The sequence below is a fragment of the Nocardia higoensis genome, from assembly GCF_015477835.1.
Lineage (GTDB): Bacteria > Actinomycetota > Actinomycetes > Mycobacteriales > Mycobacteriaceae > Nocardia > Nocardia higoensis_A.
In genome coordinates this window covers 1-15212 of sequence record NZ_JADLQN010000013.1, presented here as the reverse complement: position 1 = coordinate 15212, position 15212 = coordinate 1, and the positions used below count along the sequence as shown (strand labels likewise).

Here is a 15212-nt window from a genome sequence, read left to right as displayed (position 1 = left end):
CGCGCGACGGATCAGGCCGCGCGGCCCAGGTTCTCGAGCGAATCGCGACCGACGCCGCGCAGGCTGCTGACGATCAACGGCAGCAACCACACCGCGATGATCTGATCCGCGCCGAGCTGACCGAGCGAGAACCGGTTGTGCACGAATCCGACCGACAGGCCCTGGCTCGGATCGGCCCAGCCGAAGCTGCCGCCGAGGCCGATGTGCCCGATACCGTGGCGCGCCCCCGGCATCGGCATCGAGTGGTAGCCCAGGTGCCACATCATCGGCAGGTAGAACAGCGCGCGGTCGACGTGATAACTGCGCACCTTGCCGATCTCGCGCACCGTCGCCTCCGACAGGTAGCGGTTGCCGTTGACCACGCCGCGGCAGGCCAGCGCGTCATAGACACTCGCCAGCGCCGAGGCGGTGGCCACGGCATTGCCCGCGCCGAGTTCGGTGCGCAGGATAGGCGGCATGTCGCCCTGGAAGATGCTGTGCGCGCCGGGCAGGAACAGACAGCGCACCGCCGCGCCGAGCGGTCCGGGCAGCCGTTGACCATGACCGAGCAGCGCACTGCCCAACGGCGTGCCGAGCGCGTCGAACTGGCTGCCGGCCAGCGGTGCGTACTTCGTGACCGATCCGGTCGGCGGATGTCCCAGATGGAGGCCGTCGATCGCCAGCGGCTCGGTGACCTCGGTGCGGAACAGTTCGCCCATGCCTTTGCCGGTGACCCGCCGCGCGAGGCCCGCGAGCAGCCAGCCGTAGGTGATGGCGTGATAGGTGGGCCTGCCGAGCAGCCGGTCGGGCTTCGCGGCGGCCAGCCGGTTCTCCATCTCCTCGTGGTCGAGTACGTCGCTCATGGCCGCGGCCAACGGGGACAGCGAGGACAGGCCCGCGCTGTGCGTCATGACCTGGGCGACGGTGATGCGGGACTTGCCGTTGGCCGCGAACTCCGGCCAGTACTGTGCGACCGGCGCGCGATAGTCGAGTTCCCCGCGATCGGCGAGCCGGTGGATGACCGTGGAGGTGATGCCCTTGGTCGCCGAGAAGACGATGGTGCCGGTGTTCTCGGTCCACGGTTCGGTGCCCGCGTCGCCGGTCCAGATGTCGACCAGCGGAACCCCGTGCCGATGCACCGACAGCGCCGCGCCCGCTCCGGGTCGGCTGCCGAAGCTCCGGCCGAAGACGCGCAGCAGTCGTTCGAACCCGGGGACTGCGCTCCCCCGCACCGAAGCGTCGTTGCTCATCACTCCACGGTAATGGTGCCCGGTGGTAACGGCAATATGTTGTGTGATCGTTATTTTTCGCCGTCGGGCAGGTCTGCGAGCAGCACGAACGAATGCGCGGGCACCGTCGTCCCGGTCGGGCCGAGGGTGGGCGGCTCCCAATACAGCAGGCTGCGACCGGTGATCGGCACCGTCACCGCGTCCTCGGACAGATTGCACACCAGGTGCGCGCTGCCACGGTGCAGCACGATCCAGCGGGCGTGCTCGTCGAAATCGACCCCGACATGCCGCAACGACGGATCGACCAGGTCCGGGTGGTCGCGCCGCAACTTCAACAGCGCCCGGTAGCAGGCCAGCAGTCGGGCGTGCTCGGGGTCCTCCAGCTCCGCCCAGTCCAGCGTCGACCGGGCGAAGGTGGCGGGGTCCTGCGGATCGGGCACCTCGTCGGCGGTCCAGCCGTGCTCGGCGAACTCGGCCTTGCGCCCGGCCGCGGTGGCCGCGCCGATCTGCGGGTCGGTGTGGGAGGTGAAGAACTGGAACGGGGTGCGCGCGCCCCACTCCTCGCCCATGAACAGCATCGGGGTGAAGGCCGAGCACAGCACCAGGGCGGCCTTGATCGCCAGCTGGCCACCGGTGAGGTACTCGCTCGGCCGGTCGCCGAGCGCGCGATTGCCGACCTGATCGTGGTCGCAGGTGAACGCGACCAAGCGAAAGCCCGGTACCAGCGAGCGGTCCAGCGGGGTGCCGTGGGTGCGACCGCGGAAGCTGGAGTAGGTGCCCGCGTGGAAGAAGCCGCGCGTCAGGGTCTGGGCCAGGCAGGCGAGGCTGCCGAAGTCGGAGTAGTAGCCCTGCCGCTCCCCCGACACCGCGGTGTGCACGGCATGGTGCAGGTCGTCGTTCCACTGGCCGTGCAGCCCGTAGCCGCCCGCCGCGCGCGGAGTGATCAGCTTCGGGTCGTTGAGGTCGCTCTCGGCGATCAGGGTCAGCGGCCTGCGCACGTGCGCCGACAGCCGTTCGGTCTCGGCCGCGAGCTCGGCCAGCAGGTGCGTGGCGGTGCGGTCGACCAGAGCATGCACCGCGTCCAGACGCAACGCGTCGATGTGGAAGTCGCGCAGCCAGCGCAGCGCGTTGTCGAGGACGAATCGGCGCACGTGATCCGAGCCGGGCCCGTCCAGGTTCACGGTCTGCCCCCAGGTGTTGCGCCCCTCGCTGAGATACGGCGCGAACCTCGGCAGATAGTTCCCCGACGGTCCGAGATGGTTGTAGACGACGTCCAGGCACACCGCCAGCCCCTTGGCGTGACAGGCGTCCACGAACCGCTGCAACCCGTCCGGCCCGCCGTACCCCTCGTGCACCGCGTACCAGAGCACGCCGTCGTACCCCCAGTTGTGCGTGCCGTCGAAGCCGTTCACCGGCATCACCTCGACGACCGTCACCCCCAGTTCGACCAGATGATCCAGCCGCTCGATCGCCGCGTCGAATGTGCCCTGCGGCGTGAACGTCCCGATGTGCAGCTCGTAGAACACCGCCCCCGCCAGCGTCCGCCCGGTCCACCTCCTATCCGTCCAACCGCCCGGATCCGGTTCGTGCACCATCGACAATCCGTGCACCCCGTCCGGCTGTCGTGGCGACCGAGGGTCGGGCAACAACGTCGGATCGTCATCCAACAGGAATCCGTACCGTGCTCCCTGCCCCGCGTCCACCCTCGCCCGCCACCACCCGTCCGGCGACCGCGTCATCGCGTGCACTACCCCGTCGACCTGCACCCGCACCGACTCCGGCCGGGGCGCCCACACCTCGAACACCGTCACCGCGCCAGCATCCCACGGGCCGGCGACGAGGTCATCCGCAACGACATCGGACCACCGCTACCTCACCGGTCGGCTGCTTCCGATTCGCACAGGAGAGAACACCACCGGATGTGGATGTCGGGGAGCGCCGCTCGCGAGATCGCGCGGATGGTCTGCCGCACCGGACAGCTCTGCCGATGAGCACGCGATACCAGAGGGCCGTCGGGCCGTTCGCTCGCCGGCGTCGACGCGGGGCGATCCGCCCCGGGAGTGTGGTGGCGGGAACCGCACCGACCTGCGAGAGTGAACGCATGGGCTGGTATGACGATCACGTGGTTCCCCGGCTGGTCAACTGTGCGTGCGGGATGCAGGCCAACGATCGGTATCGGGCGCGGACCTGCGCGGGACTGCGGGGACGGGTCGTGGAAATCGGGTTCGGGTCGGGGTTGAACGTGCCGTTCTATCCGGCGGCGGTGGAGTCGGTCAGCGCGGTCGAGCCGTCGGATCGCGGATGGCGGATGGCTGCCGAGCGGGTGGCGGCGTCCCGGGTGCCGGTGGAACGGGCGGGACTGGACGGTGCGGCGTTGCCGTTCGACGACCACAGTTTCGATGCGGCATTGTCGACGTGGACGATGTGCACGATTCCGCAGATCGAGGCGGCGCTCGCGCAGGTGCGGCGGGTGCTGACGCCGGGCGGGTCGCTGCATTTCGTCGAGCACGGGCTGGCGCCGGACGCGAAGGTCCGGACGTGGCAGAATCGCCTGAATTCGATCGAGAAGGCGATCGCGGGGGGCTGCAATCTCAACCGGGATATCCCGAAGTTGTTGCAGGACAACGGCTTCGAGATCCGCGAGCTGGACACCTTCTATGCGCCGGGCCCGAAGTTCCTGACCGCGCTGTCACTGGGTGTCGCCACTGCGCGCTGACGCGCGACAGCCGCCGGACCGTACGAGGACCGGCGGCTGCGAGCGGGCGCGGTGTCAGTGGATCTCGACGCGCAGAGTGTAGGTGGCGTTGCCGCGCACGGCGGCGACATTCAAGGCGTACATGCCGTCGTGGGGCAAGATGATGTCGATCGTATTGCCGGGGTAGGTCGTGGTGGTGCCGTCGGGGCCGGTGATGGTCAGCACGGCGTTGTCCTCGACCGAGGAGATCCAGGCGGTGAGCCACTGGCCGCCACCGGCTTCGAGGACGTAGGTATCGGACTCACCGCGGATCACCGCGCCGTCGATCACCGTTCCGCTGGTGCCGGGCGCGAAATAGATCTGGGTGAAGACGCCTTGGGCATGGGCCGCGCCGGCGCCCGCCAAGCCGATGACCAGGGCCGCGGCGGCGGCGGTGAGAGCGGCGCGGAAAGGGCGCGAGAGAGCAGGCATCGTCGGGCTCCGTTACTCGAGAAGGGGGGCGAACATCAGCGAGTCTGGAGGTGGCCGCTTGGCGAGTGCTTAACATCCGCCGAAGAACGGTATCGGACCGGCGAGTTCGATACGTGTCAGCGTCCTCCTGTGGCGCGACCGCACTGTTCAGCTGGTCAGGCAGCTCGGGCCGAGCAGTGCTTTCAGATCGCCGAACAGCGCCGAGGACGGCGAAACCCGCAGGCTGTCGGAGACTTTCAGTATCGTCGTCTTCTCCCTGGCTCCGATGTGGCGCAGATGCACATCCGAGGTACCGGGATGACGGGACAGCACGCGTTTGAGCTCGCCGATCTTGTCCGGGGTGCACATGCGGGTGGTGAGGGTGACCGCCAGCGGCTTGGCCACGCCGATGGCGGACAGGTCGGGAACGGCGAGATCGTTGGCGATCAGGGAGATCCGGTCGTCGCGGATCGAGACCCTGGCCTTGACCAGCACCACGGCGTCCTCGACCACGTCGGCGCCGTAGACGGAATACGCCTGTGGGAAGAACAGCACCTCGATGCCGCCGGTGAGGTCCTCGAGCTGGGCCGAGGCCCAGGCCAGGCCGTTCTTGTTGATGCGGCGGTTCACCGAGGCGAGGATGCCGCCGAGGGTCACCTGCGCGCCGTCCTTGACATCGCCTTCCAGGATGGCCGGGATCTGGGTGTCGGCCTGGGCGGCCAGCACGTGCTCCACACCGTTGAGCGGATGCCCGGAGACGTAGAGGCCCAGCATCTCTCGCTCCAGAGCGAGCTTGTGCTTGGACTCCCACTCCTCGTCGGGCACCTTCACATTGAAGATGCTGGTCACCGATTCGTCGGCGTCCATGCCACCGAACAGGTCGAACTGGCCGATCGCCTCGGCCTTCTTGGTCGACATGACCGCGTCGATGGCGTCGGAGTGAACCAGCAGCAGGCCTTTGCGTGGATGCCCGAGCGAGTCGAAAGCGCCTGCCTTGATGAGAGATTCGGTGACCTTCTTGGTGCAGGCGATGGCGTCGATCTTGTTCAGGTAGTCGGAGAAGTCGGTGAACTTCGACTTCTCCTTGCGTGCGGCGATGATCGAGGCCACCACGTTCGTGCCGACGTTACGGACCGCGCCGAGGCCGAAGCGGATGTCCTTGCCGACGGAGGCGAAGTTCTGTTCGGACTCGTTGACATCCGGCGGGAGCACGGTGATACCGAGGCGCCGGCAATCGGACAGGTAGACCGCGGCCTTGTCCTTGTCGTCGCCGACGGAGGTGAGCAGGCCCGCCATGTATTCGGCCGGATAGTTGGCCTTGAGATAGGCCGTCCAGTAGGAGATCAGGCCGTAGGCGGCGGCGTGCGACTTGTTGAACGCGTAGCCGGCGAACGGGAGGATCGTGTCCCACAGCGCCTTGATGGCGGCCTTCGAATAGCCGTTGGCCTGCATGCCCTCCTCGAAGCCCTCGAACTCCGCGGCCAGCACCTCGGCCTTCTTCTTGCCCATCGCGCGGCGCAGGATGTCGGCTCGTCCGAGCGAGTACCCGGCGACCTTCTGCGCGACGTGCATGATCTGCTCTTGGTAGACGATCAGACCGTAGGTCTCGCCGAGGATCTCCTTCAGCGGCTCGGCCAGCTCCGGGTGGATCGGCTTGACCTCTTGCCTGCCGTTCTTGCGGTCGGCGTAGTCGTTGTGGGCGTTCATGCCCATCGGGCCGGGGCGGTACAGCGCGCCGACGGCCACGATGTCCTCGAACGCCGTCGGCTGCATGCGCCGCAGCAGGTCACGCATGGGGCCGCCGTCGAGCTGGAAGACGCCGAGGGTGTCGCCGCGGGAGAGCAGTTCGTAGGTCGGCTTGTCGTCGAGCGGCAGGGTGTCCATGTCCAGCTCGATGCCGCGATTGGCCTTGATGTTGTCCAGCGCGTCACCGATGACGGTGAGGTTGCGCAGACCGAGGAAGTCCATCTTGAGCAGGCCGATGGCCTCACAGGACGGATAGTCCCAGCCGGTGATCAGCGCGCCGTCCTGCGGCCGCTTCCACAGCGGGATCGCCTCCATCAGCGGATCACACGACATGATGACCGCGCAGGCGTGCACGCCCGCGTTGCGGATCAGGCCCTCGAGACCGCGCGCGGTCTCGTAGATCTTGGCGATGTCGGGATTGCTGTTGATGAGTTCGCGGACCTCGGCGGCTTCCTTGTACCGCTCGTGATCGGGATCGGTGATGCCCGAGACCGAGATGTCCTTGGCCATGATCGGCGGCGGCAACGCCTTGGTGATCTGGTCGGCGATGGCGAAGCCGGGCTGGCCGAACAGCACGCGCGCCGAGTCCTTGATCGCGGCCTTGGTCTTGATGGTGCCGAAGGTGATGACCTGGGCGACCCGGTCGGTGCCCCACTTCTCGCTCGCGTAGCGGACCATCTCACCGCGGCGGCGATCGTCGAAGTCGATATCGATGTCGGGCATCGACACGCGCTCGGGATTGAGGAACCGCTCGAAGAGCAGACCGTGCGGCAGCGGGTCGATATTGGTGATACCCAGCGCGTAGGCGACCAGCGAACCGGCCGCCGAGCCACGGCCGGGACCGACGCGGATACCCACCTCGCGCGCGTGGTTGATCAGGTCGCCGACCACCAGGAAGTAGGCGGGGAAGCCCATTTCCAGGATGACGCCGATCTCGTAGGCGGCGCGTTCGACGTACTCACGCGGCGCGCCGTCGGGGAAGCGGCGCCGCAGCCCGAGATCGACTTCGTGGCGCAGCCAGCTCGCCTGATCGTGGCCCTGCGGCACCGGGAAGATCGGCATCCGGTCGCGGTGGGCCCACACATCGTCGTAGGACTGCACCCGCTCGCCGATGAGGACGGTGTTGTCGCAGGCGCCGGGCACTTCGGCGTCCCACAGCGCGCGCATCTCCTGCGCGGACTTCAGGTAGTAGCCGTCACCGTCGAATTTGAAGCGGGTCGGGTCGCTGAGCGTCTTGCCGGTCTGGATACACAGCAGCGCCTCGTGATTGGTCGACTGATCCTTGGTGACGTAGTGGCAGTCGTTGGTGGCCAGTGGCCGGATCCCGAGTTTGCGCCCGACCTCGAGCAGGCCCTCGCGCACCCGGCGTTCGATGGACAGCCCGTGGTCCATCAGCTCGAGGAAGAAATTGTCTTTGCCGAAGATCTCCTGCCACTTGGCGGCGGCTTCCAGCGCCTCGCGGTCGTGGCCGAGACGCAGGCGGGTCTGGACCTCGCCGGAGGGGCAGCCGGTGGTGGCGATGATGCCTTCGGCGTGCTGGGCGATGATCTCCTCGTCCATGCGCGCCCACTTGCCCAGCTGCCCCTCGAGGGAGGCGAGGCTGGACAGCTTGAACAGGTTGTGCAGGCCGGTCGCGTTCTCGGCGACCATCGTCATATGGGTGTAGGCGCCCGAACCGGAGACATCGTCGCTCTTCTGGCTGGGATCGCCCCACTGCACGCGCTTGGTATCGAAGCGGGAGCCCGGCGCGATGTAGGCCTCGATGCCGATGATCGGCTTGATCCCGGCCTTCTTCGCCGAGTTGTAGAACTCGCTGGCCCCGTACATGTTGCCGTGGTCGGTCATGCCGACGGCCGTCATCCCCAGCCGGTCGGCCTCGCTGAACAGCGGAGAGATCTTCGCCGCGCCGTCGAGCATCGAGTACTCGGTGTGGTTGTGCAGGTGAACGAACGATCCGGACGAGGCGGCCAAGACGATTCATCCCTCCCATGGGTCGCGGCGGGGGTTGGGCACTGAGTCTAAGCCGACCGAGCGACAGGATTTCCCACCGCCACACGCCCTCGCGGTCGGCGCCCGCGCGTCACCTGGACATCGGCCCGCGTGTCGCGAGGAAGATCACCCGCACGGTCCCGGAGATGTCCGACATCCACCGATCCGGATCAGACCGCGGCGGTCGGCTCCGTCCGCAGGAGGCGCCGGGCTCGGCACCGTTGCGAGCGAGCGCAGCCGTTCGTTGCCGACGCCGGCGGGCTTCGCCGTGCCCGCGTGGGAGGCCGAGTGCTCGGTAGCGTTGCCCCGATCGGACGGCACGGCGTCGACCCCGGCGCGGATAATCAGGCCATGGTCGGACGAAGTCCGGGGGGCAGGCGGTGACAGCGGGCGAAGTGGCCGTACTCGTGGTCGCGGCACTCGCGCTGGCGTTGCTGGTGTGGCTGCGCACGCGGCGGGTGGTGACCACCCCTGCCGAGCGGGCGGTGCACATGGCGCTGCACACGGCGGCGCTGGCGGCGGTGCCGTTGCGCCGGGGGCTCACCGAGGACGCGGCGCAGGAGGCCGCACCACACCTGCGCGCGCTGACGGGCGCGGCGGCGCTGGGGGTGGCCGACGCGAACGGCACGCTGCTGGCGTGGGACGGGCCGCACGGTGATCTGGCCGACGAGTTCGCCGACGCCGCCCGGCGCGCGATCGCTGGGCAGCGACCGGTCCTGGTGAGCAGGCCGGGGCCGGAGCACAGCGCGCGCACGCTGGTGGCGCAGCCGCTGCTGATCGACAACGGCCCTGCGGCGGGCGCACTCGGCATCGTGACCGGGGACAAGCCGGGGCCGGGCATGCTCGGCGCGCTGGCGGAGGTGGCCAGGTACGCGTGCGGGCAGCTGGAGCTGGCCGAACTCGACGCCTCGCGGGCCCGGCTGGACCGCGCCGAGGTGCGGGCCCTGCGGGCACAGATCAGTCCGCATTTCATCTACAACGCGCTGAACACCATCGCCTCGTTCGTGCGCACCGATCCGGGCCGGGCCAGGGAACTGATCCTGGAGTTCGCCGACTTCACCCGCTACTCGTTCCGCGCCGCGGGCGAGTACACGGTGCTGTCGGAGGAATTGCGCAATATCGAGCGCTATCTCGCACTGGAGCGGGCGCGGTTCGGGGAGGCGCTGCAGGTGCGACTGCTGATCGCGCCGGAGGTGCTCGGCGTGGTGCTGCCGTTCCTGGCGCTGCAACCGCTGGTCGAGAACGCGGTGCGGCACGGGATCGCGGGCAGGCCGGGCGGCGGGGTCATCACCATCGAGGCGAACGACGCGGGCACGGACTGTCTGATCAGCGTCGAGGACGACGGCGCGGGCATGGATCCGGAACTGCTGCGATCGGGCGCCCTGGACGCGATCGCGCACGGGCCCGCGGGGGCGAGCGAGGCCGCGCACGTCGGACTGTCCAATGTCGACGACCGGTTGCGAGCGGCCTTCGGCAACGACTACGGCCTGGTGGTGGAGACCGCGCCGGGTGCGGGCACCAAGGTGAGCCTGCGTGTGCCCAAGTTCCGGGCCGGGGTACGGGCATGAGGCGGACCGGCCCCGCCGCGATCGGTCCACCCCCTACGATGGACGAACCGTGATCGAGGGACCGACCGTGACACAGCAGACCGGTGGATCGACGGGCACACTGCGGGTGCTCGCCGTCGACGACGAGCAGCCCGCCCTGGACGAGCTGGTGTATCTGCTGCGGACCAGACCCGAGATCGGCGAGATCCACGCCGCGAACGAGGCCACCGGCGCCCTGCGCCTGCTGCGCACCCATCAGGTCGACGCGGTCTTCCTCGACATCGACATGCCGGGACTGGACGGCATGGAGCTGGCGGGCATCCTCGGCGAGTTCGCCCACCCACCCGCGGTGGTGTTCGTGACCGCGCACGACGACCGCGCGGTCGGCGCGTTCGACCTGGGCGCGCTGGACTATCTGCTCAAGCCGCTGCGCGAGGCCCGGCTGGCCGAGGCGATCCGCCGGATCGCGCAGGCGCGCGCCACCGGGCCGCATCCGGAGGAACCGCGCCAGGACCCCAACGAGGTCATCCCGGTGGAGCTCGGCGGGGTCACCACGCTGGTCGACCGGGCCACGGTGAGCTGGGTGGAGGCCGACGGCGACTATGCCCGCCTGCACACCACCGCGGGGTCGCACCTGGTCCGGATTCCGCTCTCGGCGCTGGAATCGCGCTGGGAGAACGCCGGTTTCCTGCGCGTGCACCGCTCGTATCTGGTGGCGTTGCGGTTGGTGACCGGGCTGCGGACGGTCGGCACCGGCACGCTGGTGTGCCTGCGCGGCGAGGGCGAGGCGGCGGCGGTGGAGCTGCCGGTGGCGCGACGGCAGGTGCGCGAACTCAAGCAGCGACTGGTGCTCGGCCCCCGGCACACGCGACCGAAGCCGAACGGATCGAGCCGGTGAGCGTGCCGCGTCAGCGAGGCGATCGAGGCGATGCGGCGCCGACGACAGATCCGACACCGACGGCGGGCCCGCCGGGCGTGGGCGCGGCCGAGCCGGCGAGCTGCGCTGCGGCCACGGTGGCGGGAGCACCGTCGTGACGGGGCCGGTGCGACCCCAGCGCGAGCGTGTGGTGCTGGCGCGTCGTCAGGGCGCGCGGCGAGTGCTCACCCGGGGCGAGATGGTCGAGCAGACCGAGATCGGCGAGGCGCTGATCGACGGGCTGATCCGCGCGCAGCTCGGGCTCGCGGTGCGCTGCGCGCTGGTGACGGTGCTGGTGCTGGGCTCGCTGCCGCTGCTGTTCACCGCCACCGCGCTCGGTGCGGCGAAGGTGGCGGGGATCCAGCTGCCGTGGCTGGTGCTCGGGCTGCTGGTGTATCCGGCGCTGTTGTCGGTCGGCAGGCTGTACGTGCGGTGGGCCGAACGCAACGAGTCCGACTTCCTCGACGTGACGCGGGACTGACGTGCAGGCGCAGGCGCTGACGGTGGCGGCGCTGCTGCTGGCGGCGATCGCCACGGTGTCGATCGGCGCGTACGGAGTCCGGCTGGCGCGCACCACCTCCGATTTCCTGGTCGCCTCGCGCAGTGTCGGGCCGGGCTGGAATGCCGCCGCCATCTCCGGTGAGTACCTGTCGGCCGCCTCGTTTCTCGGGGTGGCCGGGTTGATCGCCAAGTACGGCGCGGACGCGCTGTGGTACCCGGTGGGGTTCACCGCGGGCTATCTCGGGCTGCTGATGTTCGTGGCCGCTCCCCTGCGCCGGTCCGGTGCCTACACGGTGCCCGACTTCGCCGAGTTCCGGCTGGGCTCGCTGACCTTGCGCCGACTGGCCGCCGTGGTGGTGGTGCTGGTGTGCGCGGTGTATCTGATCCCGCAGTTCCAGGGTGCGGGCCTGACGCTGCGGATCCTGCTGGGGGTACCGGGCTGGGTGGGCGCGCTGGCGGTGGGCGCCATCGTGATCGCGAACGTGGCCGGTGGCGGGATGCGCTCGATCACGCTGGTGCAGGCGTTCCAGTACTGGTTGAAGCTGACGGCCGTGGCCCTGCCCGCGCTGGTGCTGTTCGGGCACTTCCTGGGAACACCCCGCGAGATCGGTACGGCCGCACCGCCGGTGGTGGCCGAGCGGACCACTGTCGAGGTCACCACCGAGGTCCTCGTGCAGGTGTCCACGGCCCAGGAGGTCACCATCACCGGCCGCCTGGACGGCCTGCCGGTGGACGGTGTGGCGGTGCTCGCCCCCGGGCGGCACGAGCTGGCCGCCGACACCGAGCTGGTGCTGCCCGCGGGTGCGACGGTGCCGGTCGTCGCGGGTGCGCCCACCGACGGCGCGAGCTGGCTGCTCCCGGGCGGCGGACTAGGCGGCGCACACCCCACCTATCAGGTCTTCTCGCTGATCATCGCGACGTTCCTGGGCACCATGGGATTGCCGCACGTGCTGGTGCGCTTCTATACCAACCCCGACGGCCGGGCCGCGCGCACGACCGCGCTGGCGGTGATCGGCCTGGTCGGATTGTTCTACCTGTTCCCGATCCTGCTGGGCGTGTTCTCCCGCCTGTATGTCCCCCAACTGCTGATCACCGGGACCTCCGACGCCGCCGTGCTGTTGCTGCCCGGTTCGGTGCTGGCCGGTCTGCCCGGGCAGTTGATCGCGGCACTGGTGGCGGCGGGCGCCATCGCGGCGTTCCTGTCCACCTCCTCGGGTCTGCTGGTGAGCATCGCCGGTGTGCTGAGCACCGACATGCTGCGCGGCCGGGTGCGGGACTTCCGGGTGGCCGCGATCGCGGCGGGCGCTGTGCCGCTGGCGCTCTCGCTGACGGTGGTGTCGCTGGATCTGTCGCGGACGGTGGGGCTGGCGTTCGCGGTGGCGGCCTCCACGCTGGCTCCGCTGCTGGTCCTGGGCATCTGGTGGCGTGGGCTCACGGCCCGTGGCGCGGCCGCCGGGCTGTGCGTCGGCGGGCTGCTCGCGGGAACGGCGACCGCGGTGTCGGTGCTGGGCGGGGCATCGGAGGCGGTGGCGGGCGGGTGGCTCGCGGCGCTGCTCGGCTATCCCGCGGCGATCAGCGTGCCCGCGGCCTTTCTGACCATGATCGTCGTCAGCGCGTTCACCCGCGCTCAGCCTGCCGCCCAGGTCCGCGGGGTGTTCGTGCGGATGCACGCGCCGGAGCGGCTGGGCATGGGATCCGATCGCGAACCGGGCTCACGCGGCGCCTGAACCGGCGAGCGCTTCCCACTCGCGTGGGGCGCCTTAGGTCATCCCGCCGACCGTTCGTCGCGCGATGCCGACCGCTCACCGCACAGATCCACACCTTCGCGGAGTGACCCGGGCCACAGCATTCACCAGAAGTTGTCGCGCCTATACCTTCACATCACAGTAATTCACATCACATGTCAGGAACTCCCATGACCATTGACCTCGACGGGACCGCGACGCCGCGCACTCCCGGCGCCGAGGAATTCGCCCGGGCACAGGCGAGCCCGGAATTCCAGGAGTTGCGTAACCGGCTGCGCCGCTTCGTCTTCCCGATGACCGCGCTGTTCCTGGTGTGGTACCTCGGCTATGTGCTGCTCGGCGCCTACGCGCACGACTTCATGGCCGCAAAGGTGATCGGCAACATCAATGCCGGTCTGCTGCTGGGTCTCGCGCAGTTCCTGACCACCTTCGCGATCACCGGCGCCTACGTCCGCTTCGCCAACCGCGAGATCGATCCGCGCGCGGCCGCCATCCGCGCCGAACTGGAAGGTGGGCAGGCGTGAACACATCGGTACTCGCCGCGGGCACCGTCGGCAATCCGGCCGCCAATATCGCCATCTTCGCGCTGTTCGTGGCGGTGACGATGGTGGTGGTGATCCGCGCCAGCCAGAACAACACCACCGCCAGCGACTACTTCACCGGCGGGCGCGGATTCTCCGGCCCGCAGAACGGCATCGCCATCGCCGGTGACTACCTCTCGGCCGCCAGCTTCCTCGGCATCGCGGGCGCCATCGCGGTCTACGGCTACGACGGGTTCCTGTACTCGATCGGCTTCCTCGTCGCCTGGCTGGTCGCGCTGCTGCTGGTCGCCGAGATGCTGCGTAACACCGGCAAATTCACCATGGCCGACGTGCTCAGCTTCCGACTGCGGGAACGCCCCGTACGCACGGCCGCGGCGCTGTCGACGCTGACGGTGTCACTGTTCTATCTGCTGGCGCAGATGGCGGGCGCGGGTGGTCTGGTCGCGCTGCTGCTCGATATCGACAGCCGAGCCGGGCAGTCTCTGGTGATCGCGGTGGTCGGTGTGCTGATGATCGTCTACGTGCTGGTCGGCGGGATGAAGGGCACCACCTGGGTGCAGATCATCAAAGCCGTCCTGCTCATCACCGGCGCGGCGTTCATGACGCTGATGGTGTTGACCAAGTTCTCCTTCGACATCTCCGGTCTGCTCGGCTCAGCCCAGGAGATGATCAGCGGTTCGACGAACGAGGCGGTCGCCTCCCGAGACGTGCTCGCGCCGGGCGCGCAGTACGGCGGCAGCGAGACCTCCAAGTTGAACTTCCTGTCCCTCGGCCTGGCCCTGGTGCTGGGCACCGCCGGTCTGCCGCACGTGCTGATGCGCTTCTATACCGTCCCGACCGCCAGGGAAGCGCGTCGCTCGGTGGTGTGGGCGATCGCCCTGATCGGCGCGTTCTACCTGTTCACCCTGGTGCTCGGTTACGGCGCCGCCGCCATCGTCGGCCAGGACCGCATCCTGGCCGCGGCAGGCGGACAGAACTCGGCGGCCCCGCTGCTGGCGTTCGAACTCGGCGGCGTGCTGCTGCTGGGCATCATCTCGGCGGTCGCCTTCGCGACCATCCTCGCCGTGGTGGCCGGCCTGACCATCACCGCCTCGGCCTCCTTCGCCCACGACATCTACGCCAGTGTCATCAAGCGGGGCGAGGCCGATGAGAAGTCGCAGGTGCGGGTCTCGCGGATCACCGCGGTGGTGATCGGAGTGCTCGCCATCGGCCTGGGCATCCTGGCCAACGGCCAGAACATCGCCTTCCTGGTGGCGCTGGCCTTCGCGGTCGCCGCGGCGGCGAACCTGCCGACCATCGTGTACTCGCTGTTCTGGAAGCGGTTCAACACCCGGGGCGCGCTGTGGAGCATGTACGGCGGCCTGATCTCCACCATCGTGCTGATCGTGTTCTCCCCCGCGGTGTCGGGCACCAAGACGGCCATGCTGCCGAAGCTGGACTTCGACTGGTTCCCGCTGTCGAACCCCGGCATCGTGTCCATCCCGCTGGCGTTCGCGCTCGGCATCGCGGGCACCCTGCTCGGCGATGGCAGGCCGGAGGACCCGGAGAAGGCCATCGAGATGGAGGTGCGCTCGATCACCGGCGTGGGCGCGGAGAAGGCGATCGCGCACTGACCCGAAACCCCTGAGCCATAGACGAATTCGTTCCCGGGCCCGCCGCACCGGGCCCGGGAACGCCCCGTGACACCCCGACAGGAGAACGACGTTGACCAGTGCAGGCATCGACCGCGACGCCACCACCACCATTTCCTACCCGCCGTCGGCGGAGTTCGTCGCGCAGGCCAACGCCGACAGCTCCCTCTACGACCGAGCCCGCACCGACCCACTGGAATTCTGGGCCGAACAAGCCCGCCGCCTGCACTGGCACACCCCCT

Annotated in this window: 12 protein-coding genes; 8 read left to right on the top strand and 4 right to left on the bottom strand. The window is 69.2% G+C overall.

Annotated elements, in window-relative coordinates:
* Window positions 1-11: 11 nt before the first annotated feature.
* A complete protein-coding gene (locus IU449_RS27980; protein ID WP_195005179.1) occupies window positions 12-1229 on the bottom strand; it encodes a serine hydrolase domain-containing protein in 1218 nt (405 codons plus the stop codon).
* 50 nt (window positions 1230-1279) lie between these two features.
* Window positions 1280-3019, bottom strand: a complete 1740-nt coding sequence (gene treZ / locus IU449_RS27975; RefSeq protein WP_195005178.1) for a malto-oligosyltrehalose trehalohydrolase — start codon at window positions 3017-3019, stop codon at window positions 1280-1282.
* Between the two features lie 290 nt (window positions 3020-3309).
* On the opposite strand from treZ, the gene IU449_RS27970 reads away from it, so the two are divergent.
* Entirely contained in the window at window positions 3310-3924 is a 615-nt protein-coding gene (locus IU449_RS27970) for a class I SAM-dependent methyltransferase (RefSeq protein WP_195005177.1), read from the top strand.
* A gap of 54 nt (window positions 3925-3978) precedes the next feature.
* On the opposite strand, the gene IU449_RS27965 is transcribed toward IU449_RS27970, so the two are convergent.
* Both IU449_RS27965 and dnaE read right to left on the bottom strand, forming a co-directional pair.
* The gene (locus tag IU449_RS27965) at window positions 3979-4374 is read right to left on the bottom strand and encodes a hypothetical protein (RefSeq protein ID WP_195005176.1); all 396 of its coding nucleotides are present in this window, start codon (window positions 4372-4374) and stop codon (window positions 3979-3981) included.
* A 147-nt stretch (window positions 4375-4521) separates the two neighbouring features.
* A complete protein-coding gene (gene dnaE / locus IU449_RS27960) occupies window positions 4522-8070 on the bottom strand; it encodes a DNA polymerase III subunit alpha (RefSeq protein ID WP_195005175.1) in 3549 nt (1182 codons plus the stop codon).
* A 398-nt stretch (window positions 8071-8468) separates the two neighbouring features.
* Here dnaE and IU449_RS27955 point away from each other — a divergent pair, with 398 nt between their 5' ends.
* From IU449_RS27955 to IU449_RS27925, 7 genes are all read left to right on the top strand, one after another.
* Window positions 8469-9656 carry a sensor histidine kinase gene (locus IU449_RS27955; protein ID WP_195005174.1) on the top strand — a complete coding sequence of 396 codons (1188 nt, stop codon included), beginning with the start codon at window positions 8469-8471 and terminating at the stop codon, window positions 9654-9656.
* 67 nt (window positions 9657-9723) lie between these two features.
* Window positions 9724-10533 (top strand): LytR/AlgR family response regulator transcription factor, encoded by an 810-nt coding sequence (locus IU449_RS27950; RefSeq protein ID WP_195005173.1) that lies wholly within the window; start codon window positions 9724-9726, stop codon window positions 10531-10533.
* A 133-nt stretch (window positions 10534-10666) separates the two neighbouring features.
* The gene (locus tag IU449_RS27945; protein WP_195005172.1) at window positions 10667-11032 is read left to right on the top strand and encodes a hypothetical protein; all 366 of its coding nucleotides are present in this window, start codon (window positions 10667-10669) and stop codon (window positions 11030-11032) included.
* Window position 11033: 1 nt separating this feature from the next.
* Window positions 11034-12779, top strand: a complete 1746-nt coding sequence (locus IU449_RS27940; protein ID WP_195005171.1) for a cation acetate symporter — start codon at window positions 11034-11036, stop codon at window positions 12777-12779.
* Between the two features lie 188 nt (window positions 12780-12967).
* Window positions 12968-13321 (top strand): DUF485 domain-containing protein, encoded by a 354-nt coding sequence (locus tag IU449_RS27935; protein ID WP_195005170.1) that lies wholly within the window; start codon window positions 12968-12970, stop codon window positions 13319-13321.
* Window positions 13318-14952 carry a cation acetate symporter gene (locus IU449_RS27930; protein WP_195005169.1) on the top strand — a complete coding sequence of 545 codons (1635 nt, stop codon included), beginning with the start codon at window positions 13318-13320 and terminating at the stop codon, window positions 14950-14952. The genes IU449_RS27935 and IU449_RS27930 overlap by 4 nt, the downstream gene beginning before the upstream one ends.
* A gap of 91 nt (window positions 14953-15043) precedes the next feature.
* Window positions 15044-15212 (top strand): acetyl-coenzyme A synthetase N-terminal domain-containing protein (locus IU449_RS27925; protein WP_228805839.1); only part of this gene is annotated, 169 nt, incomplete at its 3' end.

What these genes read in the sequence shown, in the direction of transcription:
- IU449_RS27965 (WP_195005176.1), bottom strand. Translation starts at nt 4,374, where the DNA reads ATGCCTGCTCTCTCGCGCCCTTTCCGCGCCGCTCTCACCGCCGCCGCC.
- IU449_RS27970 (WP_195005177.1), top strand. Translation starts at nt 3,310, where the DNA reads ATGGGCTGGTATGACGATCACGTGGTTCCCCGGCTGGTCAACTGTGCG.
- IU449_RS27980 (WP_195005179.1), bottom strand. Translation starts at nt 1,229, where the DNA reads ATGAGCAACGACGCTTCGGTGCGGGGGAGCGCAGTCCCCGGGTTCGAA.
- IU449_RS27935 (WP_195005170.1), top strand. Translation starts at nt 12,968, where the DNA reads ATGACCATTGACCTCGACGGGACCGCGACGCCGCGCACTCCCGGCGCC.